Raw genomic sequence first — 25,456 nt, 5'->3', positions numbered from 1 at the left:
CGCGCATCCAGCCTCTGTCACCACCATTGCCGACGGTAACTCACCTCGCTATGTTAATGGAAAATCACATCGCTCAACGAGCTCCGAAACATGGCGGTCATGCAAATGGCGTGTGAGGCAAGGCGTACAGCGCCGTCTGACCCATCAGGGAAGCAGGTAAGTCAATGGAGAACCTCAGCAGGCGAAAGGCTCTGTCACTCGGTGTCGCACTCGGCCTCGTGGGCCTGGCGAACCCCGCACAGGCATGGGCGTCGACGGACTCTGTGACGGGAGCCGCCGCGGGGACCGGTCCGGAGTGGATCTGGGACGACGCGGCGGACCCTCTGATGGTTTCAATGCTCGAGAACGGACACGTGCCGGCGATCAACACCGCCTGGGCGTCGTGGGTGAACAACGACGACCCGCTGCCCAGTGGCCTGCCGGCCGAATTCTCCGCGTACCTGGGGCAGGTCAACCAGCTGCCCTCCTGGGCCGACCCCGCCAAGCTGGCCCGCGCAGCCGACTTCAACCGGCGCAGGGACACGTACCTCTTCATGCTGTACGGCCTCGGCAGCGGAATCATGAGCACCGTGATTCCGCGGGAGGCCAAGAGCGTCTACTGGTCCGCGGGCGGCGCCGACATGCAGGACCGGGCGGCCAAGACGTTCACGTTCGGCTACGACCTGTCCCAGCTGGGAGCCTTCGAGCCGACGGGACAGTTCGTCGTCACCGCCAACAAGACGCGCGTGGTGCACGCCGCGGTGCGTCACCTGCTGCCGCAGTCGCCGCACTGGCGTGCGGTCGCCGACGAGACCATCCCGATCAGCGCCGCCGACATCCTGGTCACCTTCCACAGCCTGGGCACCTACGTGTACAGGAAGCTGCTCGACTGGAAGATCCCGTTCCCGGCCGCGGACCAGGAGGCGTTCCTGCACTCGTGGCAGGTCGCCATCTACCTGCTCGGTGTGCCGTACGAGCACATCCCCAAGACATGGGCGGCCGCCGAGAAGCAGTCGGCGCAGGTGCTCACCCCGATCCTCACCCCGTCGACCGAGGGCATCGCACTGGCCGAGGAGCTGCTCGGCCTGACCGCACAGATCGACCTCGGCGTCACGCGCGGGTTCCTGAACGAGTTCGTGCGCTACGTCCTCAGCGACGAGGTCGGCGACTGGCTGGGACTGGAACGCGACTACGTGTCGGCGACCCTGGTCCGCACCGCGTGGCCGGCGTTCATCCTGTTCCGTGAGGGGCTGTCGCCCATCATGCCCGCCACCTTCTACATGTTCGACCAGTTCGTGCGCGCTCTGGCCATGCTGTTCCTCAACAAGGGCTCCTCCGGTACCACCACCCCCATCACGATCCCCACCGGAAACAGGGCGGGCTGAGCCGTCGCTTCCGATCTCACCTGCCCGTCCCGCGGCAGACCGGGCCGAGGGGCGGGCATCAGGGTGACGTACGCACCAGGCGCTTCACGACGCGGCGCCTGAACGGCCGCCGGGGCCCGACGGCCGTTCAGAGACCCAGAGCGCCCAGGACCAGAGCGGTCACGGCGTCACGGTGGTCCTGGCCGTCCCGCCACCGCAGTCTGCGTCCGGCCTCGACGACCACGCCGAACCCCGCGTGCACCAGCACCCGGGCCTGGCGCGGGTCCAGCTCCGGACGGGCCAGTCGCAGCTGCTGCTCCCAGACGGCGATGTGTTCACGCTGCGCGAGGACCAAGGGCCGCCGCAGGTCGGCCGGCAAGCCGGCGAGCTCGGCTTCGGCGACGCTGTTGAGCTCGGTGTACTCGAAGCTGTACGCCACGTACGTCGCCGCCAGCGCGACGATGGCGTCGTGCGGGCCGGCCACCTCATGAAGACTCTGGTCCACCCCCTGGGCCAGGAGCCCCGCCGCCTGAAGGCAGGCCGCCGCCAGGATGTCGACCTTGCCCGGGTAGTGACGGTAGAGCGCGGACGGGGCCAGTCCCACCGCCTCCGCGATCTGTCCGTTCGTGACGCTGGCGAACCCGTCCCGTGCGAACAGCGGGATGGCGGCCGCGAGGATCTCCGCGCGTCGGGTGCGCGGCACGGGCTGGGCGGGCAGTTCGACCGGGCGTGCGTCCCTGCGGGCCGCCGCGGGATCGGTCGCGGCCACGCGCAGCGCGGACGCCGACAGCAGTTCCTCGGCCCGGCGTTGAGCGATGGAGGTGTGGTGCATCGTGATGGACCCGATCACACCGAGGGCTGCCACGGCCCGCAGGCGCTCGTCGGGCAGTGAGTACTCGCGCTGCACCGCCTCGTCGACCCGCCGGACGACGTACCCGAACTTCGCCCCGAGATGCCGGCGGTCCTCACGGTTGAGGTACCGGGCCTCCCATCGGTACACGCCGCCCGACGCGCGATGTGCGACGGTGACCCGGGTGACGGCGGTGAGCACGTCCGTCAAGGTCGCCCCGGGCGGCACCTCGTCGAGCGCGGCGACAAGCCGGTCCGCCATGACGTCGGCGCACTCGGCGAACAGCGCGTACTTGTTCGGGAAGTGCCGGTACAGGGCCGCCGCGGTGATCCCCACGCCGGCGGCGATCTTCTCCATGGACGCCGTGTGGTAGCCGCGTTCGCTGAAGACTCGGCCGGCCGCCTCGACGATGAGCTGCTTGCGGTTGCGGGGCCGAGTGGCCGCGGTCGGTTCGGCGGTCACGGCCGAACGGGCGGATGCGGAGACGGGGCCATGCGGATCAGTCAATCACACGTGGCTCGAAGGTGTCGGCGCCTTCACCGGCACGGGTCACGCGCAGCCGGCCGGTGCACCCGCCGGACACACCGGTGCGCGAAGACGTCAGTGCCTGGGCGTCTCGTGCGGTGTCCCTGCGGCGCCTCTGGTCGGGTGGGCCCTTCGTCCGGTCCGGGAGCCAGGACCGATTGTCAGTGGTGGGTGAGACGGTAGGAGCATCGAGTCCGAACGAGGGGGAGCCGTCATGTCCGGGAAGCAGAACTACATCAATCACGTCGCTCTTGTGCTGGATGCCAGCTCGTCCATGTCGCACCTGAGCCGCAAGGTCGTCGAGGTAGCCGACCAGCAGATCGCCTACCTCGCCCGCCGGTCGAGGGAACTGGACCAGGAGACCCGCGTCACCGTGTACGCCTTCGCGGACAAGGTGGAGTGCGTCATCTACGACAAGGACGTGCTGCGGATGCCGTCGCTGAAGGCACTCTACCGGGTCGGTGGTATGACGGCTCTGCTGGCGGCCGCGCTCACGTCACAGCGGGAGCTGGCGCAGACCGCGCAACTGTACGGCGACCACAGCTTCCTGACGTTCGTCCTGACCGACGGGCAGGAGAACGCGAGTCACCGCTGCCCGGACGCCCCTTCCAGGAATGCGCGTGAACTGGTCGAGGCCGTGTCCCGGATGATCGAGACGCAGGAGGCCAACTGGACGCTGGCGGTCCTCGTGCCGGACCAGATGGGCAAGCGCGAGGCCATGCAGTGCGGTTTCCCGAAGGACAACATCGCCATCTGGGACGCCACGAGCACACAGGGCCTGGAGGAGGCCGGGCAGGTCATCCAGCAGGCCACCGAGAAGTTCATGGTGGGCCGCACCCAGGGGATCCGGGGATCGCGGGCGGTGTTCTCCACCGGTGCGGAGGCGGTCAACAAGGACACCATCAAGGCGGCCGGCCTCGCCCCGGTGGACCCCTCGGCGTACCAGCTGATCCAGGTGGCCCGTGACGCGGGGATCCGGGACTGGGTCGTCGAGTGCGGGCACACGTACCGTACCGGTGGCGCGTTCTACCAGCTGAGCAAGTCGGAGAAGATCCAGGCGAAGAAGCAGATCGCGGTGCTGGAGAAGAAGACGGACCGGGTGTACACGGGGCCCGAGGCCCGAGCCCTGCTCGGTCTGCCGGCCGTGGAGGTCCGCGTCAAGCCGAACCACAACGACGACTTCACGATCTTCGTGCAGAGCACCAGCGTGAACCGGAAGCTCGTACCGAACACACGGCTGCTGCTCATGCGCTGACTGTTCAGGGGGCCGCGGTGCCGTACACCTCGAAGCTCCACAGCGAGTAGCCGTACGACGTGCCTCGGGTGGTGCCGTAGAGGCGGACGTAGCGGCCGGTGGCGGCCAGGTCGTCGATGCGTTCCACGCCGCCCGCGCCGCTGGTGGTGGAATGGGCTGTGGTCCAGGTCGAGCCGTCGTCCGAGACCTGGACGGCGTAGGAACTCCCGTACGCGGTCTCCCACATGAGGCGCACGCCGCTGATGTCGTACGGACCTCCCAGGTCGATGGTGATCCACTGCGGGTCGGCGTAGGTGCTGCCCCAGCGCGTGGTCGGGTCGCCGTCGACGGCCTTGGGCGCCTCGCGGCCGGTGACGTTCACGCTGGACGCGGTCGCCGTCGCGCCGAGGGCCAGGTCGGTGCGCGGGTGGGCGAGTTCGTCGAGGAAGGAGCGGGTGGCGGCGAGCCAGCCGGCCGTCGGGACCTCGGCCTGGCATGCGTCGTCGCAGGTCTGGCTGATGGGCCAGCCTCCCCACACGACGGCACCGGGCAGGCCGAGTTCCCTGATCGTGGCGAGCTGGACGGACCACTGGGCCGCGGGGACGAAGGTGTAGTCCAGGGAGGCGGGCGACGAACCGCCGTGGTACTGGGGCCAGATGTACGGCAGCAGCGGCACCTGCGCGTCCACGGCCGTGGCCTTGGCGATGTCGGCGGTGAGGGTGGAGTTCCAGTTCGTCTCGTTGGCCGAGTAGGAGTAGAGGGAGGGGAAGAAGGCGGTGTCGGGGTTCGCCGCGATCAGGTCGCGGTAGTAGCCGTAGTTGGCGCTGATCGTGTTGTTGAGCAGCCCGTACCAGCCGATGACCTGGTCGGGGGCGACCTCGCGGGCCCAGGACTGGAGCTGGAGCAGCCGGGCGTAGTGGTCGGCGGCGGTGCTGGTGGAGGTGAGATAGAGGGATTCGCAGTCGAGGACGAGCGGGCCGTCGGTGTTGCGGTTGTAGGACTGGACGATGCTCTTCCACTCGTCCTCGCCGGGCAGACCGCCGTTCTCGACGAGGGGGGTGCAGACGCGGTTGGGGACGAAGTTGGAGACCACCGAGGCGCCGCCGATCGTGGCCGAGGCGTACTCGGTGTTGTCGTAGAGGGTGAAGTCCGGATCGGCGGCGGCCTCGGCGGGCGCGGGCAGTATGAGGGCGGCGGCCGCGAGGACGGCCGTGAGCAGCGTGCGAGCGAGGGTGCGCGGAGGGAGGGGCCGCGGGGCGGTGGGAGGCATGGTCTCTCTTTCACCTACGAAGTCAGGGCGGAGTCGGGCGAGTTCACCTACGAAGTCAGGGCGGAGTCGGGCGAGGGCCTAGGCGGCGGGGACACCCAGGACGGTCAGGAGCGCGTCGCGGGTGGCGGCGAACCGCGGGTGGGCGCGTCGTTCGGATGTGCCGAGGCGGTCCGTGAGGTCCACATCGGCGGCGAAGCGGCCTTGGTCCAGGACCAGGACGCGGTCGGCGAGCGCGACGGCCTCGTCCACGTCGTGGGTGACCAGCAGCACGGCCGGGCGGTGGCGGGCGCACAGGGCGCGCAGGAGCGCGTGCATACGGATACGGGTGAGCGCGTCCAGGGCGCCGAACGGCTCGTCGAGCAGGAGCAGACCGGGCTGGCGGACCAGCGCGCGGGCGAGTGCGGCGCGCTGGGCCTCGCCGCCGGAGAGGGTGCCGGGCCAGGCGTCCTCCTTGCCGGCCAGACCGACTTCGGCAAGTGCCGCACGGCCTCGCTCGCGGGCGGCGGCTCGGGAGCCGGGCAGACCGAGAACGACGTTGTCGAGCACGCGGGCCCACGGCAGCAGGCGGGCGTCCTGGAAGACGACGGCGGTCGCCTCCGGGACCTCGACCGTGCTGGAACCGCACACGCCGGGGTCGAGGCGGGCCGCGGCGCGCAGCAGAGTCGACTTGCCGGAGCCGGAGTGGCCGAGCAGCGCCGTGAACTCGCCGGGCGCGATGTCCAGATCGACCCCGTCGAGGACGGTGTGGTCGCCGAAGCGGCGGACCAGGGAGCGGATGCGGACGCCGCGCCGCGCATCCAGGTCGGCGCCAGAGCTCAGGCGAGCGTCGTCCGCCATCGCAGAGCCCTCCTTTCGATGGATCGGACGAGAGTGTCGGAGGCGAGCCCGAGCAGGCCGTAGACGACCAGACCGACGACGATGATGTCGGTCTCACCGAAGGTGCGGGCCTCGGTCATCAGATATCCGATGCCGCTGGTGGCGTTGATCTGCTCGCTGACGACCAGGACCAGCCAGGAGACGGTGACGGCCAGGCGCAGTCCGGTGAAGAAGCCGGGCGCGGCACCGGGGAGCACGATGCGCAGCAGGAACTGGCGGCGGGACAGCGCCAGCACCTGGGAGAGTTCGGCCCATTTCAGGTCGAGGCCGGTCAGGGCCGCGTGGGTGTTGATGTAGAGGGGGAAGAAGGTGCCCAGCGCCACGAGGATGATCTTGACTTCCTCACCGATGCCGAACCAGAGGATCGCCAGGGGGACCAGGGCCAGGATCGGCAGGGCGCGCAACAACTGGGCCGTGCCGTCGATCAGTGCTTCGCCGAGCCGGGAGAGGCCGGCGAGCAGAGCGAGGACGACGGCGGCGGCCAGACCGAAGAACAGGCCGAGGGCGGCACGCTGCAGCGAGGTGAACAGGTGGTGCCCGAGCCGGCCGTCGGCCGCCAGGTTCCAGGCGGTCGAGGCGACCGTGCCGGGCGGGGCGAGCGTCTGCGGATCGAGCGCGCCGGTGGCGGAGGCGAGCGCCCAGACGGCGAGCAGCAGGAGCGGGCCGAGAGCACGGGCGAAGGGGACGCGTGCGCCGAGACGACCCGGTGTACGGGCGAGCGGGACGCGTGCGCCGGGACGACCCGGCGCACGGGCTGGTCGGCGCGCCGGCCGGGGGCCGGGGGCCGCAACGGGCGCGGTGGTTGCGGCAGGTGCCTGAGTGGACGGCGGTGCCTCGCTCATTTCGCCGCTGCCTGCTGCACCGCGTCGAAGCGGGTGTCGAAGGACTCGGAGACATCGATCTCGTCGATGGCGCCGCCCTCGGACAGCACGTCGGCGATCTTCTGGAGTTCGGCGACCGCGGTGGCGTAGTCGGGGATCGAGGGGGTGCCGTTGTTGGCGACGACCGCCTCGCCGGTGGCCTTGTCGACCTTCTGGACCTTGACGTAGTAGTCCTCGACCCACGCCTCCTTGTGCTCGGCGAGCCACAGTTCGGCCTGGGTGAAGCGTGCCGACAGATCGGCGAGGGCTGCCGTCTTCGCCTCGTCGGCGAGCGCGTCGCCGGGCGAGATGACGAACTGCAGGCCGCTGGTGAGGCCCGTGTCGCCGCTGACCTCGTGCGCACCCTTCTTCTCGTACGCGGCGGAGTACTTGGTCACCAGCGGTTCGGTCAGGGTGCCGACGTCGACCTTGCCGGAGGCGAGGGCGGCCGGGATCTGGGAGGGGTCGGAGAGGTTGACCAGGGTGACGTCGCCGGTGGACAGTCCCGCCTTCTTCAGCGCGTTGAGCACCGCCGCCTGGAAGGTCGTGCCCTCGGTGTAGGCGATCTTCTTGCCCTTGAGGTCGGTGAGGTCCTTCACTCCGCTGTCCGGCGAGGTCCACAGGTGCGTGGCGTCGGGGCTGTTCTGCACCACGCCCGTGATCTTCACGTCCTGGTCGTGGGCCTGGGCGAAGACGACCGGCGCATCGGAGACGAAGCCCGCGTCGGCCTCCCCGGCCCGGAACGCCTCGAGTACGGCCGGACCGCCCTGGAACGTCGCGTACTTGACGGTGTAGGGGAAGTCCTCGTCCTGGCCGGCCGCGTGCAGGATCGACTCCAGCAGCCGGTTCTGGTCGGCGATGCGCAACACCGTGCCCTTGGGCACGGACGTCGGAAGGGGGCCGGAGGCCGACCGGGCCCCGTCGGCCGAGGCGCTGGTGGCCCCCGAGCCACAGGCCGAGGCGGACAGGGCCACGGCGGCAGCCAGAGCGGCCAGGCCGAGCGCGCGGCGCGGCAGCGGACGAAGAGCAGCAGGCATGGGGAAACTCCGGTCGAAAGCAGCCGACTTGGCGCCGGGCGGGGCTCGAATACGGCGCTCATGGTGGCGACAAGGCGGAACCGATGTCAACGACGATCCGGCAATAATTTTCAATATTGCGGGAATGTTGCAGCGCTACGACCTGGGAAAATAGCCATCCGACCGAAGCTGGGTGGCCGTACTTGACGGAGCGATACTGCACTGCGTTCGTAAATATTTTACGAATCGTGGCCGCACCGCCGCAGGGCACTCGGCTACAGTCCCCTCCCGTGCGCTCCTGCTACGTCTTCCCCTCCACCGTGGCCGATCCCGCCTCGCCGGGCCTGCGAGCCCTGCTCTTTGCCGCCGCGGCGGCCGGGCTCGACACAGTCGTCACCAAGAGCGAGGCGATCACCGTCGCCCTCGCCGACGAGGCCCGGCGCTTCGGCCTGCGGCTGCTCGCAAGCGTCGCCTGCTTCCGCGGTCCCGAGGGACCACGGGCGGTCGGCGACGACGGCCTCGGCTGGCAGTCGATGGAGTGGTACACCGGCGTCCGCCCCAACGACCCCGTGTGGAACGAACAGTTGGTGCGCAGTGTCGCCCGGATCGCCGCCACGACCGAGGCCGACGGACTCGTCCTGGACTTCCTGCGCTGGCCGCTGCACTGGGAGTTGGAGCTACGGCCCGGCGCCCGGCCCCGTTCGGCCTCCTACGACGCCCGGACTCTCGCCCAGTTCACGGCCCACAGCGGCATCCGGCTCCACGGCGACACCGGCGCGGACGCGGCACGCCGCATCGCACGCGACCATGCCGACGCGTGGACCCGGTACCGGACCGGGACCGTGACCGAGGTGGCACGACAACTGCGGGACGCCGTACGCGAGGCGCGCCCCGGACTGTGGCTCGGCGCGTTCCTCGTGCCCACCGACGACGACGCGACCCGCAGAAGGCTTGTGGGACAGGACGCGGTGGCGCTCGGGGAGCTCTTCGACGGACTGCTCCCGATGACGTACCACGCGATCGTTCACCGTGAGCCCGGGTGGGTCGGTACCGTGACGCGTGCCCTGCCACCCACCGCACGCGCGATACCCATGGTGCAGACCACGGCCGACGCCCTGTCGGTCATCGGCGACCAGGCCGACTGGGGCCCTCAGGTGAGCATCGACGACTTCACCGAGGCGTTGCGCCACGCTCTCGCGGCAGGCGACGGCCGCTACTGCCTCTTCCCCGCAGAGGGCCTCACCCCTGCCCACTTCGCCGCCATCCGCACCACGCACGGAGCTGCACATGCCCGATGACCTGCTGGCCCTCATCCGTTCTCGCCGCGAACAACTCCCCCGCGCCGAGCGGTCCATCGCCGATCTCATCCTCACCGCTCCGGCCGCCGCCGCCGAGCGGACCATCAGCGACCTGGCCCGCGACGCCGGCTCCTCCGTCGCCACGGTGCACCGCTTCTGCCGCAGTCTCGACCTGCGCGGCTACGCCCAACTCCGGCTGGGCCTGGCGGCGGAGGCCGAACGGCTGCGCGCCCACGCCCGCGACGACAGCCGTGCCGGCCTCGACCTGGTCGCCGACATCGGCCCCGACGACTCCCTCGAGCAAGTGGTACGCAAGACCGGCTACGCCAACGCCCGCGCCGCCGAGGAGACGGCGGCCCACCTGGACCTCGACGCCCTCGCCGCACTCGCGGACGCCGTGCAGGCGGCCCGCCGTACGCTCGTCGTCGGTGTCGGGTCCAGCGCGCTCGCCGCCCAGGACGCGGCTGACAAACTCCTCCGCCTCGGCTACGGCGCCGTGGCGCGCAGCGACGTACACGCCGCGCTGATGGACGCGGCACTGTTGCGCACGGGCGACGTGCTGATCGCGGTCAGCCACTCGGGCCGCCCCCGCGAGACGACCGAAGTCCTGGACCAGGCCCGCGACCGCGGGGCCACCACCGCCGCCATCACCTCCAGCCCGCGCTCACCGGCCGCCGCCCGCGCCGACATCGTGCTGCTCACCGCGGCCCGCGAGACCACCGTCCGCAGCGGCGGCACCGCATCGCGCACCGCCCAGCTGACCGTCGTGGACTGTCTGTACGTGGCTCTCGCCCAGCGCGAGCACGACCGCACCGTCGAGGACCTGCAACGCGCCCACGACGCGGTACGGCGGCACACCCTGCGCAGGCCACGCGGCTGATCCCGCCTGCCCCGACCTGCAACGAGGACCACGGAGACCCATGCCCGGCCACCCCTCCACACTGCCGCCCACCGAACGCCGCAACCCCGCCAGTCTCGGCCTGGACCAGTTGTGCACCAGCGAGCTCCTCGAACTCATCAACCGCGAGGACGCCACCGCCCCGGCCGCGGTCCGCGCCGCGCTGCCCCAGCTCACCCGCCTGGTCGACCTCGCCGAACGGACCCTCGCCGACGGCGGACGCATCCACTACTACGGCGCGGGCGCAGGCGGGAGAATCGCGCTCAACGACGCCCTGGAGCTGGGACCGACCTACGGGGTGGGACCCGAAACCGTCGTCCCGCACCTGGCCGGGGGCGTGGCCGCGCACTCCACGGCGATCGAGAACGCCGAGGACACCGGCCCGGTCGAGGCCCCCGACGCCCCGGACGCACCGGTGGCCGACGACCTGGCGATCGGCGTCACCGCCGGCGGCCGCACCCCGTACGTCATCGAGGCACTGCGCACCGCACGTGCCGAAGGCGCGGCCACCGCCCTGCTCTCCGGCGACCCGCAGGCGCCGGCCGCAGCCCACGCCGACCTCCACATCGTCCTCGACACAGGCCCCGAGGTGGTCACCGGGTCGACCCGTATGAAGGCGGGCACAGCGCAGAAGCTCGCACTCAACGCCTTCTCCACCGCCCTCATGGTCCGTACCGGCCGTACCTGGTCCAACCTCATGGTCGCCGCCTCGGCCCGCAACGCGAAGCTGCGCGCCCGAGCCGTACGCACCCTGGTGACGGCCTGCCAGGTCACCCCGGAGCGAGCCGAGTCCTGCCTGGACGCCTGCGGCGGGGAGACCGCGACGGCCCTCGTCACCCTGCTGGCCGGCACCACCCCGGAACGGGCCCGCGTCGCCCTTGCACACGGCGGCGGACGGCCGTTCGCGGCGCTGGCCCACGTGACGCGGGACGCGAGCGGGTGACCGGTGGCGCGAGCGGCTCCTCCACCGTGAACGCCTCGTCCTCCGGGACGGCGAAAGGGTCCCGGATCGCCCGGGGCAGAGGGCGGAGGGGTGGTCAGGAGGTGTGGAGGGGAGCCGCGCCGACCCAGCGGTGGTAGGCGTCCACGTCGACGTTGCTGCCGCACACGATGGTGACGACGTGTCGGCCGGCGAAGCGGTCACGGTCTTCGAGGAGCGCCGCGATGCCGAGCGCGGCCGACGGTTCGACGACGAGGCCGGCGTGGTCGAGGAGCATCCTCATACCGGCGGTGATCGACGCCTCCTGGACCAGGACGGCGTCGTCGGCGACCAGGAGGAGGTCGTCCAGGACGGCCGGAATGGGACGCCGGCCGGCGACGCCGTCAGCGATGGTGTCGGTCGAGTCGGTGGTGACGACACACCGCCTGTGCCACGAGTGTGTCATCGCCGGTGCGCCCAGCGGCTGGACGCAGATCACCTCGACCTCGGGTGCCAACGCCTTCATCACATGTCCCACGCCGGTGGCCAGCGCCCCGCCACCGAGAGCGATCAGGACGGTGTCGAACGACGGCGCGGTGTCCGCCAGTTCCAGGCCGATGGTCGCCGCGCCCTCGCAGGTCTCGATGTCCAGGCTGTCTTCGACCAGCCGGATGCCGTCGTACCGCGCGATGGCCGCCGCCCGCTCGCGAGCCATCTCGTGATCGCCGTCCACCAGCTCCAACCCGGCGCCCGACGCACGGATGCGATCGAGCTTGGCCACGGTCGCGAAACGGGACGCCACGACGGTCACGTCGAGCCCCCGGCCGCGACCGGACCACGCGAGGGCCCGGCCGAGGTTGCCCGCGCTGGCGCACACCACGGCCGACGAGCCGTTGTCGGCGAGCAGGTTCGCGACCACCTCGGTGCCGCGGGCCTTGAAGCTGCGGACCGGGTTCGCCGTTTCGAGCTTGATGCTCACCGCGCACCCGAGGACGGGCTCCAGCGCCTCGCAGCGGTACAGCGGAGTGTCGAGGAAAACCGGGTCGATCAGCCGGCGGGCCGCCCGGATCCGAGCCGTGTCGAGACGCGTCTCCTGCACGACACGGCAGCGTAGCGCCGCCGGCGCCGTTCCACCGGACAATCGTCGATTCACGCTGGTCCGTCGGTGTGGACCAGGGAGGTCCGCCCGCGTCGTCGTGAGCCGTGCCGGTCGCTGTGCGGCCGGCACGGCCGCCGATCGTCATCGGTCTGCGCGTCCGGGGTGCCGCGTCGTCAGCCCTGTCGCGGCGGGTCGGACGCGGTCAGCGACCGCGGACGACGTCCGGGGCGATCTCCTCGCGGAACCCGTCGTCGACCGCTGCCGCGGCACTGACGGAAGCCGTCGCCGGGGCGGTGCCGCAGAACGCCGCCTCCAGCGTCGCGCCCAACGTGGTGTTCACGGTCCCGTTGTTGGAGGTGTTGGCCATGGAGGTCATGGTGCGGCTGCCGTCCGGGGCACCGAACGCCCAGGTGTAGTAACCCTGCACGGTGCCGGTGTGCCCGTAGACCGTCACACCGCAGGACAGCTTCCTGGCGCGCGGACCCAGACCGTAGGACTGGCTGCCGTCCGCGTTGACGGGAACCATGGTCGTCATCTGCCGAAGGGCGCTCTCCGGGAGCAGGGCGCCGGAGAGCAGGGCGCTGAAGAACGTGTTGAGGTCCTCCGCGTCGGAGATGATCGCGCCGGCGGACTGCGCCCAGGAGACGGTCTGCTCCGTGGAGTCCACCAGGGGAAGCGTGGTGTCGTCCGGCCGCAGACAGCCGCGTGCGGCGGACCCGGCGATGCCGGTCAGGGGGTGCACGTAGGAGGTGTTGCCGAGCTTGAGCGGCTCGAAGATGCGCTGCTGGTACTGCTCGGCGACCGGCTTCCCCGTGAGGTGCTCGATGATCTGGCCGATCACCACGAAGTCGGTGTTGGAGTAGCTGTAACCGGATCCGGGCGTGAGGGTCAGCGGGTGCGCCGTGGACTTGTCGATCAGTTCCTGGAAGCTGAACGTCTTGTTCCGTACCGCTTCGAAGCCCGGAACGGTGTAGTAGAACATGTCGTTGGTGTAGTCGTAGAGCCCGCTACGGTGGCTGAGCAGGTGCCGCACGGTGATGGAGCTGCTCGGCAGGGGCGTGGGCGATGGCGGTGCGGTGGCCCGGCCGGGTCGGTGGTCCGTGCCCGACCCGTCGACCTTGATCGGCCTGATGGGTCATCGACACCTCAACTGCCTGGGCGCCGACCGTGTTGATCCTTGGAACTTCCCATGAGCGCCGCCCGTTCGATGGCCGGCCCTCGCCAAGGCCCTCGCCCGCCGGGGCCACCTCCTGCTCCCCGTCGCCCTGATCGCCGTCGGCCTGCTCGACCTCGCGTCTCAGCGAGCGTCGGCCCATGTGCGGTGTGCCCAGTCCGCGAAGCGGGTCCAGTGGACCTCCGGGTGGGCATGGTGGAGGGCGGGGAGGTCGACGCGATAGCCGGGCCCGTTCAGGAACGTCCACATGGCGTGCATGTCGGGGTTGCCGACCGCCGCCAGCGGTACCTGTTCGTGGCGGACCTCCCGCCCCAGCGCCGCGCTGAACGAGGCCGCCATCTGCGTGGGTGTGGGTGCGTCACTGGCCAGTTCGATGCGCCGCCCGACGTAGGGAGCGGGGGTGACCAGTACCTCCGCGGCGAAAGCGCCGAGGTCGCGGCGGTCGAGCTGCTGCAACGGGCGGTCGGGCGGCAGCGGCAGATCGAGGTGGCCGCTGACGATGCGTTCCGCTCCGCCCAGGGCGTTGTCGAAGAAGTAGGTCGGCCCCAGGATCGTGTACGGCACCTCGCCGTCGGCCAGCTCCCGCTCGATGCGCGCCTTGCTGTCGAAGTGCGGTACTCCGCTGTCCTGGTCGGCCCCGGCGACGGAGCTGAACACGAGGTGCGGGACGTGCTCCTGCGCCGCGGCGGAGAGGATCGCCCGTCCTTGTGCGACCTCTGCCTCGGTACCGGCTTCGAAGGGAGTGGTGAACGCGAAGACACTCGCCACCCCGCTCATCGCCGCGGCGAGCGACCCACGATCGCTCAGCGATCCAGCCCTCACGTCGACGCCCTGTTCGGCCAGTTCCCGCGCTGCTTTCCGGTCCGGGTCGCGGACCAGCGCCCGGACCGGGACCCGGCGGCCCAGCAGCGCGTCCGTCACGGCCCTGCCCTGTCCGCCGGTCGCGGCGAGCACCAGAATCGGCTCGTCAGCCATCGAACGACTCCCCTCAGCACACACGAAGACGGGCCTCCGACAGGCCCGACCGCCATCATCGGTCACTGGGCTCCACAGACGACATCACGCCGCGCCTGGAGGCCCGGACAGGGCGCTGTCAGGCTTGCACAGTGCGCGGACAGTCATGCCGTCCGTACGTTTTGTACGGGACGTGGGGTACTGGTGCGGCGTCAGGCTGTCGTCGCGCGCAGGTGTGCGCGTGCCCACGCCTCGAAGGTGGTGAGGGAGAGGCCGAGGTCTCGCGCGAACTCCGGGCGGGCGGGCTGAGGGTGCTCGTTGATGTGAGCCTGCGCGAAGCCCATGCCGGGCATCCCGGCAGCGGTCGCCTGCTCCTCGGTCATGTCCGGCGCGGTCAGCTCGGTGCCCAGATGGCGGGAGAGGACTTCGGCGATGTCCGTCATCGTCAGGCGATCGCTCGCCAGCTCCAGTTCGACACGGTGGAACCGCTCGGGCGCGGCGACGGCCGCGGCGGCCGCCCTGCCGATGTCCTCGACCGCGACGAGGGACAGCCGGGTCGGGGGCTTCAGGAGGCTCACCAGTCCGCCCTCGACACCGCGGGGGAACATGATGGCCGCCAAGGGGTGGAAGTTCTCCATGAAGAAGCCCGGTTTGATGAGCGTCCACCGCGCGAAGCCCGCCTCCCGCACCCGGTCCTGGATGCCGGCCTTCGCGGTGTAGTAGGGCTCCATCCAGGCCCAGGGACCCTTGACCCATCGGGTGTGCTGCCCGGCTCCGGAGACGGAGGTGTGCACGAACTGCGGCACTCCGGCGGCCCGCGCGCCCTCGATCAGACGGACGGCCTGGGCGACCTCGCCTTCGAAGCCGCGTCCGCCCATGTCGGGCATCTGGACCGAGAAGACGGCGCGGGCGCCCTCGGCGGCCTCGGTCAGGGAGTCGCGGTCGTCGAGGTCGCCGGTGACCAGTTCGGCGCCGAGCGCCTGGACCGCTTTCGCCCGGCCGGTGGCGGGGTCGCGGACGAGCGCCCGGACGGGCACGCCCTGCGCGAGCAGGGCGCGGGCGGTGGCACCGCCCTGCCTGCCGGTCGCGCCGGTGACCAGGACCGGTGCGGATTGTCGGGTCATGGGGTTCCTCGGGTGGTGGCACGCGGCTAAGTGGCGGGGCCCGCCATTTACGTTCGGGTACGATACGGAGGGCCCCGCCACTTAGCAAGCTCGGAGAAACGCCATGACCGCCCAGCGCGCGGACGCCCGGCGCAATTACGCGCGGATTCTCGCCGTGGCCGAGGAGGAGGTCGCCGCGCACGGCGCCGACGCCTCCCTGGAGCGGATCGCCCGGGTCGCGGGGGTCGGTTCGGCGACCGTGCGCCGGCACTTCCCCGGCCGGCGCGCCCTGCTCCAGGCCGTGTTCAGCAAGCGGATCGAGGCCCTGTGCACCCGCGCCGCGGAGTTGGCCGGGGCGGCCGACGCACGCGCCGCGCTGCTGGACTGGCTGGGCGCGCTCACCGCGTACGCCGCCTCCGCGCGGGGCATGGCCGACGCGCTGGTCCAGGACGGACCGGACGACCCGGACCATGTGAACGTCTGCTCGGCACGGCTCACCGGGGCGGCCGATCCTCTGTTGCGGCACGCCGTGCGGGCCGGCGCGGTGGCGCCGGGCGTGACCATCGCCGACCTGATCACGTTGGTCACGGGGATCGCCCTGGCCACGGAACACCACCCGGACCCCGCCGCGGAGGCGCACCGACTGCTCGGCCTGACGGTGGAGGGGGTCAGCCCTCGGGGGTAGCCGGGAGGGGAGAGACGTTCACGGCCTGACGCCGAGGGCGGGCAGGACGGTCTCCGCGACCCGGTACCCTCCTCCAGCAGGGGGTTGCCGGAGAGGATGAAGGTGTCGACGCCCAGGTCCTCGTACTCCTTCAGTCGCTCCACCACCTGGGCGGCCGAGCCGACCACCGCCGTGCCCGGCCCCGGGCGGAACAGGCTCATGCCCGGCCAGAGGTTCGGGTGGGTCTCCAGCTCCCGGGCACGGGCGGGCACCCGGCCGCCGTGCTGGCGGAACTGCCGCTGCCAGCCGACGCCGTCCTCCCCCGCGCGGTCGCCGAGCTGCCGGGCGTAGGTCGCCTCGCTGGTGACGTCGAGCAGCCGGTCGGCCGCCGCCCAGGCCTCGTCCTCGGTGTCGCGGACGATCAGGTGCAGCCGCAGGCCGATGCGCAGGGTGCGGCCGTGCGCCGCCGCTCGCCCGCGCACCCGGTCCAGCTTCTCCTTCAGCAGGTGCGGGGGCTCGCCCCAGGTGAGATAGACGTCCACATGCCGGGCCGCCATCTCGATGCCCGGTTCGGAGGAGCCGCCGAACCACAGCGGCACGTGCGGCGTCTGCGTCGGCCTGAGGTCGCCGAACGAGGAGCCGGCGCCCGTGAGATCGTAGAACCGGCCCCGGTGGTCGAAGACCTCGCCCGCGGTGAGCCGCTTGACGATGGTCCAGTACTCGGCGCTCAGTGCGTACCGCTCGTGGTGCTCGACGTTCAGGCCGTATTCGCGCAGCGTCTTCGTCGAGCCGTTGACGACGTTGAAGCGCAGGCGTCCGCCGAAGAGGGTGTCGAAGGTGAGCGCCATCTTCGCGAAGCAGCGTCGGGGCGATCAGACCGGGGTGGACGGCCGGTAGCGGCTGGAAACGGGGGCTCGTGGCCGCGGCGAGGGCGCTGCCCAGCGGCCAGACGTCGTACAGGTCGGTCGCGAGCAGAGCGCCGCTGAAGCCGAGGCGTTCGACCGTGCCGGCGAGCTGCCGGAGGTAGCCGTCGACACCGCGGCCGACGCCCGGCAACTCGTGCTCTCGCTGCTGCCGCGCGACCGGTCGGTGTTCGCCGCCACCAGCGAGACACTGCGTCTGTCCGGGACAGCCGCCGCGATCGACGAATCCGGCGACTTCCGCTCCGTGCGGGCCGAGGCCGGGGACCTGGGTGACGACATCGACGCCAGGATCCGGCTCGGTGCGACCCCCGATGTCGCCGTCGGCAGCGTGCACGCCGTCACCGAGGACGGATTCCTTCTGGTCGGCTCCGCGAGCGGCAGCCAGCTGGCGCCGTACGCGTCCGGCGCCCGCAAGGTGATCTGGGTGGCCGGCGCACAGAAGGTCGTCCCCGACCTCCCCACCGGGCTGCGCCGCATCCGCGAGTACAGCCTTCCCAAGGAGTGGCGGCGGCTTCACGACGCCTATGGCCAGACCTCCTTCCTCGGCAAGATCCTCATCCTGGAGCGTGAGGCGCTGCCCGACCGCGGGACGGTCGTCCTCGTACGCGAGGCCATCGGCTTCTGAGGGAACCTCATCATCTCCCGACCCGCCCGGGTCAGCCCGGATCAGCCCGGATCAGAACAGGCCGCCGCCCGCGTGGAGGGTCTGACCGGTGATCCAGCCGCCGGCGTCGGAGACCAGGAAGGCGACGACCGCGGCGATGTCGGCAGGCTCGCCGAGACGCCCGAGGGGTGTCTGCGCACGGGTCGCCTCCAGCCGCTCCGGGGTCATGCCTGCTTCCAGGGCATCGGTGCGTGTCGCGCCGGGCAGGACGCTGTTCACGGTGATCCCCCGGGGCCCCAGTTCCTTGGCGGCCGTACGCATCAGCAGGTCACCGGCTGCCTTGCTGGCGGCGTACAGGCCCGAGGCCGGGCGGGCCGTGACGGCCGCGCCGCTGGAGACGACGACGATGCGTCCGCCGTCACGCAACCGCCGGGCCGCCTCGCGCAACGCCATGAAGGTGGCGCGCGTGTTGGTCGTGAACATCAGCTCGAAGTCTTCGTCGGTGGCGTCCGCCAACGGCGCGAACCGCGCGACGCCCACATTGGCGACCAGGAGGTCGAGGCCGCCGTAGGACTGCTCGGCCGTCTCGAACAACCCACGCAGTTCGTCCGGGTCACGGACGTCGGCGCGGACGGCGGCCGCTCGGCCGCCGGCCCTTTCCACCGAGGACACCACCTGGGCGGCCGCCTCGGCGTCGGATCGGTAATTCACGATCACCCGCGCTCCGTCCGCCCCCAGCCGTTCGGCGATGCTCCGACCGATTCCCCGTGAGGCCCCGGTCACCAGGGCGACCTTTCCCTCCAGCACCATGCCCTCCACCCGTCCAGGTACTTGACTGTCGAGATGCTCCACCGAACCAGATGCTCCACCGAAATGGTTGACCGCGGTCGGCGAGGGCCTCCGGGAGCGGTCCGGCCCCCCTCACCCGTCAGTTCGTCAGGCTTTCAGGTCCAGGGCGGACCAGAGCTCCCGCTCCGCTTCCGTCATGGGGGTGTGCGCGAGACACTCCGGGTGGCCGGGCGGCAGCCCGCCGCCCGGCTCCGGTCCGCGCTCCGTGCCCGCACCGCGGGCCAACGCCCCGGGCAGGGGAAGTCCCCCCAGGAGGCAGCCGACCGCGAGCAGGCCCGGTGTCCAGCGGGCGAACACATCGGCCCATCGGCGAGCGCGTGTCACCGTGGGCTCACCGCAGCGGGGCCGTCGGCCACAGCGGTTCGGTCGCGCGGTGTTCGGCCTCGCGCAGGACGCGCAGCACGTTGCGGCCGGTCAGCGCCTCCAGGTCGGCCCGGGACCAGCCGCGGTCGGCGAGTTCACGCAGCAGCACCGGGTAGCCGGAGACGTCGGCGAGGCCGGCGGGCTGGTGGTCGACGCCGTCGTAGTCGCCTCCGAGGCCGATGTGGTCCCTGCCCGCCACCTCGCGGGCGTGCTCCACGTGATCGGCGACCTGGGCCACCGTCACCACGGGCCGGGGGTGCTCCTCGGTCCAGCGCCGCAGCCGGTCGTCGGCGGCCGCGGCGAAGGCTTCCGCGTGTTCCTCGGCGACGTCGGCCGGGTCCTCGCCGGGCCGGGGTGCGCGCGGCCAGGTCCAGGGCGGGATCCCGAGACGGTCGCGCTCGGCCCGCAACTCCTCGGACCACTCGGCGACTTCGGCGGAGATGAAGTACGGGACGAAGGTGAGCTGGAGGACACCGCCGTTGTCCCGCAGCAGTTCCAGGACCGGATCGGCGACGTTGCGCGGGTGGTCGTTGAGGGCGCGTACGGAGGAGTGGCTGAACAGCACCGGGGAGGTGGAGGCGGCGAGGGCCGCCCGCTGGGTGGACTCGGCGACGTGGGAGAGGTCCACGAGCAGGCCGGTGCGGTTGAGTTCGGCGACGATCGCCCGGCCCGTGTCGTTCAGGCCGCCGACACCGGGCTCGTCGGTGGCCGAGTCCGCCCAGGAGGTGTTGTCGTTGTGGGTGAGGGTCACATAGCGGACGCCGAGCCGGGCGTACGAGCGCAGGACGCCCGGGGACTCGGCGAGGCTGTGGCCGCCCTCGATGCCCAGCAGCGAGGCGATCCGTCCGTCGGCGACGGAGCGCTCGACATCGGCCGCGGTGTAGGCGATCGCCAAGGTGTCCGGGTAGCGGGCGACGAGCCGGTACACGGCGTCGATCTGCTCCAGCGTGGCCACCACGGCCTCGGGCTCGGGCAGCTTCGAGGAGACGTACACCGACCAGAACTGCGCGCCGACCCCTCCGGCACGCAGCCGGGGCAGGTCGGTGTGGAGGTCCGGGCGGCCGTCGGCGAGCCCTTCGACGCTGTAGCCGGAGCGGGCGCGCAGCGCCAGGGGCAGGTCGTTGTGGCCGTCGAAGACGGGGGTGCTGCTCAGCACCTGCTCGACCACGTCCCACGCGGTGTCGGTCATGCGCTTGCCACTCCTTCGTCGAGAGCGTCGGGGGTCAGGTGCCGGCGGCGGGCCTGCCGGACCGGGTCGGGGACGGGCAGCGCGGCGACCAGCCGCCGGGTGTAGTCGTCCTGTGGACTGCCCAGTACCCGGGCCGTGGAACCGGACGCGGCGATCCGGCCGCGGTGCAGGACGACGACGCGGTCGGCGACCTGCTCCACCACCGCGAGGTCATGGCTGATGAAGAGCGCCGCGAAGCCCAGTTCCCGGTGGAGTTCGACGAAGAGGTCGAGCACTGTCGCCTGGACGGACACGTCGAGGGCCGAGGTGGGTTCGTCCGCGATGAGCAGCGGGGGCCGCAGGGCGAGCGCGCGGGCCAGGGCGACGCGCTGTCGCTGGCCGCCACTGAGCTCGTGGGGGTAGCGGTCGGCGTGGGCGCGGGGCAGATGCACGGACTCCAGCAGCGCCTCGGCTTCGGCGCGGATCGCGGCCGCCCCCAGCTCGCGCCGGTGGACGGTCAGGGGCTCCGCGACGCTGTCGGCGACGGTCAGCAGCGGATTCAAGCTGGCCGCGGGGTCCTGGAAGACGTAGCCGATGTGTCCGGCGCGGCCGCGCGTGCGGCGCCGGGTCGTCACCGGCCGGCCGAACACGTCGAGTTCACCGCCGGTCACGGCCGTCAGACCGGCGGCGGCCCGGCCGATGGTGGTCTTGCCGCTGCCGCTCTCCCCCACCAGCCCGAGCACCTCCCCCGGCCGGATCTCGAAGCTCACGCCGTCGACCGCCCGGAAGCCCTTCCTGCCCAGCCTTCCCGGGTAGTCCACCACCAGCCCGGCAGCCCGTACGACCGGCGGCCGGTCGTCCACCGGCGGCCGGTCGTCCACCGGCGGCCCGTCGTCCACCGGGGACGCCGGCGTGCGGCTTCCTGCGCCGAAGACCGGTACGGCGGCCAGCAGGTCCCGGGTGTACGGATGGCCGGGCGCCGCGAACAGTGCGCGGACCGGGGCCTGTTCCACCACCTCGCCCTCGCTCATCACCGCCACCCGGTCCGCCAGGTCGGCCACCACGCCCATGTTGTGGGTGATGAGGAGCACGGCGGTGCCGAAGTCGGTGCGGCAGCGGTGCAGGAGTTCCAGGATCTCCGCCTGGACGGTGACGTCCAGCGCCGTGGTGGGCTCGTCGGCCACGATGAGCCGCGTGCCCAGGGCGAGGGCCATGGCGATGACGGCCCGCTGTTTCTGACCGCCCGACAGCTGGTGGGGGTAGTGGTCCACACGGGTGGCCGGGTCCGGGATGCCGACCTTGTCGAGCCATTCGACGGCCAGGGCCCGGCGTTCGGCCTTGCCGGCACCGTGTCCGTGGGCGCGCAAGCCCTCGGTGAGCTGCCAGCCGATGGTGAATACCGGGTTCAGTGCGGTGGAGGGCTCCTGGAACACCATCGCCGCGTGCGTGCCGCGCAGGGCGCGCAGTCGGGCGGCGGACGCGGTGAGCACGTCCTCGGCCGGGTCGGCGGTGCCATCGCCGAGCAGCACGCGGCCGCGCGCGGCCGCGGTGTCGGGCAGCAGCCCCAGGACCGACTTGGCGGTCACGGTCTTGCCGCTGCCGCTCTCGCCGACCAGGGCCAGCACCTCCCCCGGAGCGACGGACAGGTTCACCCCTTTCACCGCGGGGGCCGCGCCGGCGTCCGTGGCGAAGGTGACGTGCAGGTCCTCGATGCGCAGCAGGTCAGTCATCGTCCGCGCCTTTGTCCGCTCGGGTGACGGTGGGTGCCGGGCCGCCGCGCCGCCGGAGCCGCGGGTCGGCCAGGTCGGTGAGGCTCTCGCCGAGCAGAGTGGTGCCGAGCACGGTGAGCACGATGGCCAGGCCCGGCGGTATCGCGGTCCACCACAGTCCCGACGTGACGTCGGCGACGGAGCGGTTGAGGTCGTAGCCCCACTCGGCGGCCGAGTTGGGCTCGATGCCGAAGCCGAGGAAGCCGAGTCCGGCGAGGGTGAGGATGGCCTCGGAGGCGTTGATGGTGAAGATCAGCGGGAGCGTGCGGACCGAGTTGCGCAGCACGTGCCGGAACATGATCCGCCAGGTTCCGGTGCCGATCACCCGGGCGGCGTCCACGAAGGGCTCCGCCTTCACCCGGATCACCTCGGCCCGTACGACACGGAAGTACTGCGGTACGAAGGCCACGGCGACCGAGCAGGCCGCCGCACCGAGGCCACCGGCCAGGCTCGACTGTCCGCCGCTGATCACGATCGACATGACGATGGCGAGCAGCAGCGGCGGGAAGGCGTAGAGCGCGTCGGCCAGCCCGACCAGCAGCCGGTCGAGGCGGCCCCCGAGATAGCCGGAGGCCAGGCCCAGCACGGTGCCGGGGACCACCGAGAGCAGCAGCGCCGCGAGAATGATCTCCAGTGCGGTCCGGGCGCCCCACACCGTGCGGGACAGCACGTCGTACCCCGCGATGGTGGTGCCCAGCGGATGTGCGCCGCCGGGGGGCTGCTGCGAGCCGAACAGGCCGGAGGTGTCCTGGAGTCGGGCGTATCCGTACGGAGCGAGCAGCGGGCCGAGGAGCGCCGTGAGGACGAACAGCGCCGTGAGCGCCGCGCCGGTGAGCAGCATGACGCGCTGTACGGCACCGCCCGTGCGCAGGCGTGCCCTCAGACGGTCCGGCAGCGACGTCCGCCGTCGCTGGAGGAGTTGTGCCACGGCTCAGTACCTCACTCGGGGGTCGATCAGGGCGGCGACGACATCGACGAGGAAGTTCGTCACCGCCACCACGACGGCGAACAGGGCCACGATTCCCTGCACCGCCGGGAAGTCGCGCACGGTCAGGTAGTGGGCGAGTTCGTAGCCGAGGCCCTTCCACTCGAAGGTGGTCTCCGTCAGGACGGCTCCGCCGAGCAGCCCGGCGACCTGGAGCCCCAGGACGGTGACGACCGGGATCAGGGCGGGCCGGGTGGCATGCCGGGTGACCAGCCGGAAGGGCGCCACGCCACGGGAGCGGGCGGCCTCGACGTAGCCGGCGGAGAGGGTGCCGATCAGGTTCGTGCGGACCAGGCGCAGCAGGACGCCCGCGACGAGCAGGCCCAGCGCCAGGCCGGGCAGTACGGCGTGTTCCAGGACGTCGGCGAGGGCCGCCGGGTCACCGCTGCGCAGGGCGTCGACGAGGTAGAGGCCGGTCGTGCTGGTCTGGTTCTGGAGGAAGAGCTGGACGTCGGTGCTCGCCCGGCCGGACGCGGGCAGCCAGCCGAGCTGGATCGCGAAGACGAGTTTCAGCAGCAGTCCCACGAAGAACACGGGGGTGGCGTAGGTGAGGACGGCGAACAGCCGCAGCACCGCGTCGGGCGCGCGGTCCCGGCAGGAGGCCGCCACCATGCCCAGGGGGACGCCCACGACGAGGGCGACGACGAGGGCGTAGAAGGCGAGTTCGACGGTGGCGGCGCCGTAGGTGCCCAGTACGTGGGTCACCGGTTCGTTGTCGGTGACGGTGCGGCCGAAGTCGCCGGTCGCCAGGGACGTCAGGTAGTCCAGGTACTGGGCGAGCAGCGGCCGGTCGTAGCCCGCCTGGTGCAGTTTCGCCTGGAGCTGGTCGGGGGTGAGCCGGTCGCCCAGCGCGGCGCTGATCGGGTCGCCGGTGGCGCGCATCAGGAAGAAGACCAGGCTGACCAGGATGAACACGGTGGGGATGATGAGGAGGAAGCGGACCACCAGGTAGCGGGCGAGTCCGTTCCCGGCGGCGCCGTCGGCGGGAGGGGCGACGGCGCCGGGGGTGTCCTGCGTCAGGGCGCTCACTTCTTCGCGAGTCCTGCCCAGCGGAACGTGTAGGCGCTGTTCAGCTCGTCGGGCACACCGCTGATGTCGGTGCGGGTGACGATCGCGGTGGACCCCTGGAGCAGCGGGAGCAGCGGCACCGACGCCGCGGCCTTGTCCTGGGCCTGCTCGAGCAGTTCGGTGCGCTTCGCCGGGTCCGTCTCTGTCTCCTCCTTCTGGATCAGCTCGCGTACGGCCGGGTCGGAGTAGCCGTTGGCGACCCAGGTGTTGGCCGAGTAGAAGGGCGAGAGGTAGTTGTCCGCGTCCAGGTAGTCGGCGTACCAGCCGAGCTGGTAGAGCGGGTAGAGGTGCTTGATGCGGTCCTCGCCGTACTGGGTCCACTCGGTGGACTGGAGGTTCACCTTGAACAGTCCGGTGGCTTCGAGCTGGGACTTGACCAGCGCGTACTCGTCCGCCGAGGAGGAGCCGTAGTGGTCGCTGTTGTACTGGAGGTTGAGGGTGACCGGGGTGCTCACCTTCGCCGCCTTCAGCCGTGCGGCGGCCGCGGCCTTGTCGGGGCCGCCCTTCTTGTCGCCGTAGAGCGACTTGAAGGAGTCGGTGGCACCGGTGAGTCCGTCCGGCACCGAGCTGTACAGCGGCTGGTAGCTGTTCTTGTAGACCTGCTGCGCGAGCTGGGCCCGGTCGACGGAGTCGGCGACGGCCTGCCGGACCGCCAGCGCCTTGGCCGCGTCGGCGTTCTCGGTCTTGGTGCCGTACGGCTGTGTCCGGAAGTCGAAGACGAGGAAACGGATGCCGTTGCCGGAGCCGGTGTGGACCTTGACGTTCTGCCTCTTGGACAGGTCGTCGAGGTCGGCGGTGGTGAGGGTGCGGTAGACGGCGTCGACGGTGCCCTGCTGAACGTCGAGCTTCAGGTTGCTCGCGTCCGTGTAGTACTTGAGCTGGACGTTCTTCGTCTTGGGGGCGCCCAGTTGGCCGCCGTAGGCGCTGTTGGCGGTGAAGGAGACCAGCGAGTTCTTGTCGTAGCTCGTGATGCCGTACGGCCCGTTCCAGGGCTTCCCGGCGACGATGGCCTTGTCGTCGAGGATCTTGTCGGCGGGGAAGACCTGCTCGTCGACGATGTAGCCGGCCGCGGTGGACAGCACCTGCGGGAACAGGGTGTCGTTGGCGGACTTGAGGGTGAAGACGACGGTCGTGGGTGTCGGCGCGGCGACGGAGGCGAGGTTGTAGAGGAGCGACGACGGGCCGTTCTCGTCGGCTATCTTCACGATGCGGTCGAGGCTGAACTTGACGTCGGAGGAGGTCAGTCGGTGGCCGTTGGCGAACTTCAGCCCCTCCCTGAGGGTCACCGTGTACTCCTTGGGCGCCGTCAGCTCGATCCCGGTGGCCAGGTCCGGGGAGACCTCCGTGGCACCGTTCTTCACGCTGAGCAGCGTCGCGTAGACCTCGCTCTCGACGGTGCCGGAGCCCGCGTCCCAGGCGCCCGCCGGGTCGAGGCTGGTGACCTGGTCCGTCGTACCGACGGTGATCGTCGCGCCGTCGGAGCCGGCAGAGCTCTTGGTGCTCGTGCAGCCGGTCAGGGCCACCAGGACCGCCGTGCCGAGGGTGAGGGCGCCGAGGGGCCGGAACGTTCTGACGATGCTGTGCTGTGCCATGGCTGGTCTCTGCTTCCGCATGAAGGGGACACGAAGGGGGCGCGGCGGACAG

At 71.3% G+C, this 25,456-nt stretch carries 22 protein-coding genes and 2 pseudogenes; 7 read left to right on the top strand and 17 right to left on the bottom strand.

Annotated elements, in window-relative coordinates:
- The first annotated feature begins 164 nt into the window (after positions 1 to 164).
- Positions 165 to 1,364: an oxygenase MpaB family protein gene (locus ACIP67_RS21675; RefSeq protein WP_401693727.1), complete on the top strand. Its 1,200-nt coding sequence runs from the start codon at positions 165 to 167 to the stop codon at positions 1,362 to 1,364.
- Between the two features lie 127 nt (positions 1,365 to 1,491).
- On the opposite strand, the gene ACIP67_RS21670 is transcribed toward ACIP67_RS21675, so the two are convergent.
- Positions 1,492 to 2,655, bottom strand: a complete 1,164-nt coding sequence (locus ACIP67_RS21670) for a TetR/AcrR family transcriptional regulator (RefSeq protein WP_401693725.1) — start codon at positions 2,653 to 2,655, stop codon at positions 1,492 to 1,494.
- 277 nt (positions 2,656 to 2,932) lie between these two features.
- Between ACIP67_RS21670 and ACIP67_RS21665 the strand changes: the two genes are divergently transcribed.
- Positions 2,933 to 3,973, top strand: coding sequence for a vWA domain-containing protein (locus ACIP67_RS21665; RefSeq protein ID WP_401693723.1), 1,041 nt, complete (start codon positions 2,933 to 2,935; stop codon positions 3,971 to 3,973).
- A gap of 4 nt (positions 3,974 to 3,977) precedes the next feature.
- Here the strand turns inward: ACIP67_RS21665 and ACIP67_RS21660 are convergent, their stop codons facing one another.
- The 4 genes from ACIP67_RS21660 to ACIP67_RS21645 form a co-directional block, all read right to left on the bottom strand.
- Positions 3,978 to 5,222, bottom strand: a complete 1,245-nt coding sequence (locus ACIP67_RS21660; protein WP_401693721.1) for a discoidin domain-containing protein — start codon at positions 5,220 to 5,222, stop codon at positions 3,978 to 3,980.
- Between the two features lie 78 nt (positions 5,223 to 5,300).
- On the bottom strand, positions 5,301 to 6,059 hold the full coding sequence (locus ACIP67_RS21655) for an ABC transporter ATP-binding protein (RefSeq protein ID WP_401693719.1): 759 nt from the start codon (positions 6,057 to 6,059) through the stop codon (positions 5,301 to 5,303).
- The gene (locus tag ACIP67_RS21650) at positions 6,038 to 6,940 is read right to left on the bottom strand and encodes an ABC transporter permease (RefSeq protein WP_401693717.1); all 903 of its coding nucleotides are present in this window, start codon (positions 6,938 to 6,940) and stop codon (positions 6,038 to 6,040) included. Before ACIP67_RS21650 ends, ACIP67_RS21655 begins: the two co-directional genes overlap by 22 nt.
- Complete coding sequence (locus tag ACIP67_RS21645; RefSeq protein WP_401693715.1) at positions 6,937 to 7,995, bottom strand: ABC transporter substrate-binding protein; 1,059 nt, start codon at positions 7,993 to 7,995, stop codon at positions 6,937 to 6,939. The genes ACIP67_RS21650 and ACIP67_RS21645 overlap by 4 nt, the downstream gene beginning before the upstream one ends.
- Before the next feature lie 269 nt (positions 7,996 to 8,264).
- Between ACIP67_RS21645 and ACIP67_RS21640 the strand changes: the two genes are divergently transcribed.
- Genes ACIP67_RS21640 through ACIP67_RS21630 form a run of 3 tightly spaced genes read left to right on the top strand, consistent with a single transcriptional unit; the run spans position 8,265 to position 11,113 of the window.
- Positions 8,265 to 9,272: a hypothetical protein gene (locus ACIP67_RS21640; RefSeq protein WP_401693713.1), complete on the top strand. Its 1,008-nt coding sequence runs from the start codon at positions 8,265 to 8,267 to the stop codon at positions 9,270 to 9,272.
- Positions 9,262 to 10,152, top strand: a complete 891-nt coding sequence (locus ACIP67_RS21635) for a MurR/RpiR family transcriptional regulator (protein ID WP_401693711.1) — start codon at positions 9,262 to 9,264, stop codon at positions 10,150 to 10,152. The genes ACIP67_RS21640 and ACIP67_RS21635 overlap by 11 nt, the downstream gene beginning before the upstream one ends.
- 40 nt (positions 10,153 to 10,192) lie before the next feature.
- Positions 10,193 to 11,113, top strand: coding sequence for an N-acetylmuramic acid 6-phosphate etherase (locus tag ACIP67_RS21630; protein WP_401693709.1), 921 nt, complete (start codon positions 10,193 to 10,195; stop codon positions 11,111 to 11,113).
- A gap of 94 nt (positions 11,114 to 11,207) precedes the next feature.
- On the opposite strand, the gene ACIP67_RS21625 is transcribed toward ACIP67_RS21630, so the two are convergent.
- The 4 genes and pseudogenes from ACIP67_RS21625 to ACIP67_RS21610 all read right to left on the bottom strand — a co-directional run bounded on the left by ACIP67_RS21625 (position 11,208) and on the right by ACIP67_RS21610 (position 15,440).
- Positions 11,208 to 12,188 carry a threonine/serine dehydratase gene (locus tag ACIP67_RS21625; RefSeq protein ID WP_401693707.1) on the bottom strand — a complete coding sequence of 327 codons (981 nt, stop codon included), beginning with the start codon at positions 12,186 to 12,188 and terminating at the stop codon, positions 11,208 to 11,210.
- A gap of 202 nt (positions 12,189 to 12,390) precedes the next feature.
- A pseudogene (locus ACIP67_RS21620) lies at positions 12,391 to 13,251 on the bottom strand (serine hydrolase domain-containing protein); the annotation flags it as partial.
- A 234-nt stretch (positions 13,252 to 13,485) separates the two neighbouring features.
- A complete protein-coding gene (locus tag ACIP67_RS21615; protein ID WP_401693705.1) occupies positions 13,486 to 14,337 on the bottom strand; it encodes an NmrA/HSCARG family protein in 852 nt (283 codons plus the stop codon).
- A gap of 191 nt (positions 14,338 to 14,528) precedes the next feature.
- A complete protein-coding gene (locus ACIP67_RS21610) occupies positions 14,529 to 15,440 on the bottom strand; it encodes an NmrA/HSCARG family protein (protein ID WP_401693703.1) in 912 nt (303 codons plus the stop codon).
- A gap of 103 nt (positions 15,441 to 15,543) precedes the next feature.
- On the opposite strand from ACIP67_RS21610, the gene ACIP67_RS21605 reads away from it, so the two are divergent.
- Positions 15,544 to 16,104 (top strand): TetR/AcrR family transcriptional regulator, encoded by a 561-nt coding sequence (locus ACIP67_RS21605; RefSeq protein ID WP_401693701.1) that lies wholly within the window; start codon positions 15,544 to 15,546, stop codon positions 16,102 to 16,104.
- An 18-nt stretch (positions 16,105 to 16,122) separates the two neighbouring features.
- Here the strand turns inward: ACIP67_RS21605 and ACIP67_RS21600 are convergent.
- Positions 16,123 to 17,139 (bottom strand): annotated as a pseudogene (locus ACIP67_RS21600) (LLM class flavin-dependent oxidoreductase).
- Between the two features lie 3 nt (positions 17,140 to 17,142).
- On the opposite strand from ACIP67_RS21600, the gene ACIP67_RS21595 reads away from it, so the two are divergent.
- Positions 17,143 to 17,631, top strand: a complete 489-nt coding sequence (locus tag ACIP67_RS21595; RefSeq protein WP_401693699.1) for an LUD domain-containing protein — start codon at positions 17,143 to 17,145, stop codon at positions 17,629 to 17,631.
- 51 nt (positions 17,632 to 17,682) lie between these two features.
- Here the strand turns inward: ACIP67_RS21595 and ACIP67_RS21590 are convergent, their stop codons facing one another.
- From ACIP67_RS21590 to ACIP67_RS21560, 7 genes are all read right to left on the bottom strand, one after another.
- A complete protein-coding gene (locus tag ACIP67_RS21590) occupies positions 17,683 to 18,420 on the bottom strand; it encodes a glucose 1-dehydrogenase (protein WP_401693697.1) in 738 nt (245 codons plus the stop codon).
- Positions 18,421 to 18,546: 126 nt separating this feature from the next.
- Positions 18,547 to 18,783: a hypothetical protein gene (locus ACIP67_RS21585; RefSeq protein WP_401693695.1), complete on the bottom strand. Its 237-nt coding sequence runs from the start codon at positions 18,781 to 18,783 to the stop codon at positions 18,547 to 18,549.
- Positions 18,784 to 18,790: 7 nt separating this feature from the next.
- Complete coding sequence (locus tag ACIP67_RS21580; RefSeq protein WP_401693693.1) at positions 18,791 to 20,011, bottom strand: dipeptidase; 1,221 nt, start codon at positions 20,009 to 20,011, stop codon at positions 18,791 to 18,793.
- Positions 20,008 to 21,720, bottom strand: a complete 1,713-nt coding sequence (locus ACIP67_RS21575) for a dipeptide ABC transporter ATP-binding protein (protein ID WP_401693691.1) — start codon at positions 21,718 to 21,720, stop codon at positions 20,008 to 20,010. The genes ACIP67_RS21580 and ACIP67_RS21575 overlap by 4 nt, the downstream gene beginning before the upstream one ends.
- Positions 21,713 to 22,687, bottom strand: coding sequence for an ABC transporter permease (locus tag ACIP67_RS21570; RefSeq protein WP_401693689.1), 975 nt, complete (start codon positions 22,685 to 22,687; stop codon positions 21,713 to 21,715). Before ACIP67_RS21570 ends, ACIP67_RS21575 begins: the two co-directional genes overlap by 8 nt.
- A 3-nt stretch (positions 22,688 to 22,690) precedes the next feature.
- Positions 22,691 to 23,773 carry an ABC transporter permease gene (locus ACIP67_RS21565; RefSeq protein ID WP_401693687.1) on the bottom strand — a complete coding sequence of 361 codons (1,083 nt, stop codon included), beginning with the start codon at positions 23,771 to 23,773 and terminating at the stop codon, positions 22,691 to 22,693.
- Positions 23,770 to 25,404 (bottom strand): ABC transporter substrate-binding protein, encoded by a 1,635-nt coding sequence (locus ACIP67_RS21560; RefSeq protein WP_401693685.1) that lies wholly within the window; start codon positions 25,402 to 25,404, stop codon positions 23,770 to 23,772. Before ACIP67_RS21560 ends, ACIP67_RS21565 begins: the two co-directional genes overlap by 4 nt.
- Between the last annotated feature and the right edge of the window lie 52 nt (positions 25,405 to 25,456).

Source organism: Streptomyces sp. NPDC088812 (genome assembly GCF_044750285.1).
GTDB lineage: Bacteria > Actinomycetota > Actinomycetes > Streptomycetales > Streptomycetaceae > Streptomyces.
The sequence above is the reverse complement of the archived record's forward strand: the minus strand, read 5'-3'. Positions and strand labels throughout refer to the sequence as shown.

What these genes read in the sequence shown, in the direction of transcription:
- ACIP67_RS21580 (WP_401693693.1), bottom strand. Translation starts at nt 20,011, where the DNA reads ATGACCGACACCGCGTGGGACGTGGTCGAGCAGGTGCTGAGCAGCACC.
- ACIP67_RS21560 (WP_401693685.1), bottom strand. Translation starts at nt 25,404, where the DNA reads ATGGCACAGCACAGCATCGTCAGAACGTTCCGGCCCCTCGGCGCCCTC.
- ACIP67_RS21650 (WP_401693717.1), bottom strand. Translation starts at nt 6,940, where the DNA reads ATGAGCGAGGCACCGCCGTCCACTCAGGCACCTGCCGCAACCACCGCG.
- ACIP67_RS21675 (WP_401693727.1), top strand. Translation starts at nt 165, where the DNA reads ATGGAGAACCTCAGCAGGCGAAAGGCTCTGTCACTCGGTGTCGCACTC.
- ACIP67_RS21655 (WP_401693719.1), bottom strand. Translation starts at nt 6,059, where the DNA reads ATGGCGGACGACGCTCGCCTGAGCTCTGGCGCCGACCTGGATGCGCGG.
- ACIP67_RS21660 (WP_401693721.1), bottom strand. Translation starts at nt 5,222, where the DNA reads ATGCCTCCCACCGCCCCGCGGCCCCTCCCTCCGCGCACCCTCGCTCGC.
- ACIP67_RS21590 (WP_401693697.1), bottom strand. Translation starts at nt 18,420, where the DNA reads ATGGTGCTGGAGGGAAAGGTCGCCCTGGTGACCGGGGCCTCACGGGGA.
- ACIP67_RS21635 (WP_401693711.1), top strand. Translation starts at nt 9,262, where the DNA reads ATGCCCGATGACCTGCTGGCCCTCATCCGTTCTCGCCGCGAACAACTC.
- ACIP67_RS21645 (WP_401693715.1), bottom strand. Translation starts at nt 7,995, where the DNA reads ATGCCTGCTGCTCTTCGTCCGCTGCCGCGCCGCGCGCTCGGCCTGGCC.
- ACIP67_RS21605 (WP_401693701.1), top strand. Translation starts at nt 15,544, where the DNA reads ATGACCGCCCAGCGCGCGGACGCCCGGCGCAATTACGCGCGGATTCTC.
- ACIP67_RS21610 (WP_401693703.1), bottom strand. Translation starts at nt 15,440, where the DNA reads ATGACCCGACAATCCGCACCGGTCCTGGTCACCGGCGCGACCGGCAGG.
- ACIP67_RS21575 (WP_401693691.1), bottom strand. Translation starts at nt 21,720, where the DNA reads ATGACTGACCTGCTGCGCATCGAGGACCTGCACGTCACCTTCGCCACG.
- ACIP67_RS21630 (WP_401693709.1), top strand. Translation starts at nt 10,193, where the DNA reads ATGCCCGGCCACCCCTCCACACTGCCGCCCACCGAACGCCGCAACCCC.
- ACIP67_RS21615 (WP_401693705.1), bottom strand. Translation starts at nt 14,337, where the DNA reads ATGGCTGACGAGCCGATTCTGGTGCTCGCCGCGACCGGCGGACAGGGC.
- ACIP67_RS21665 (WP_401693723.1), top strand. Translation starts at nt 2,933, where the DNA reads ATGTCCGGGAAGCAGAACTACATCAATCACGTCGCTCTTGTGCTGGAT.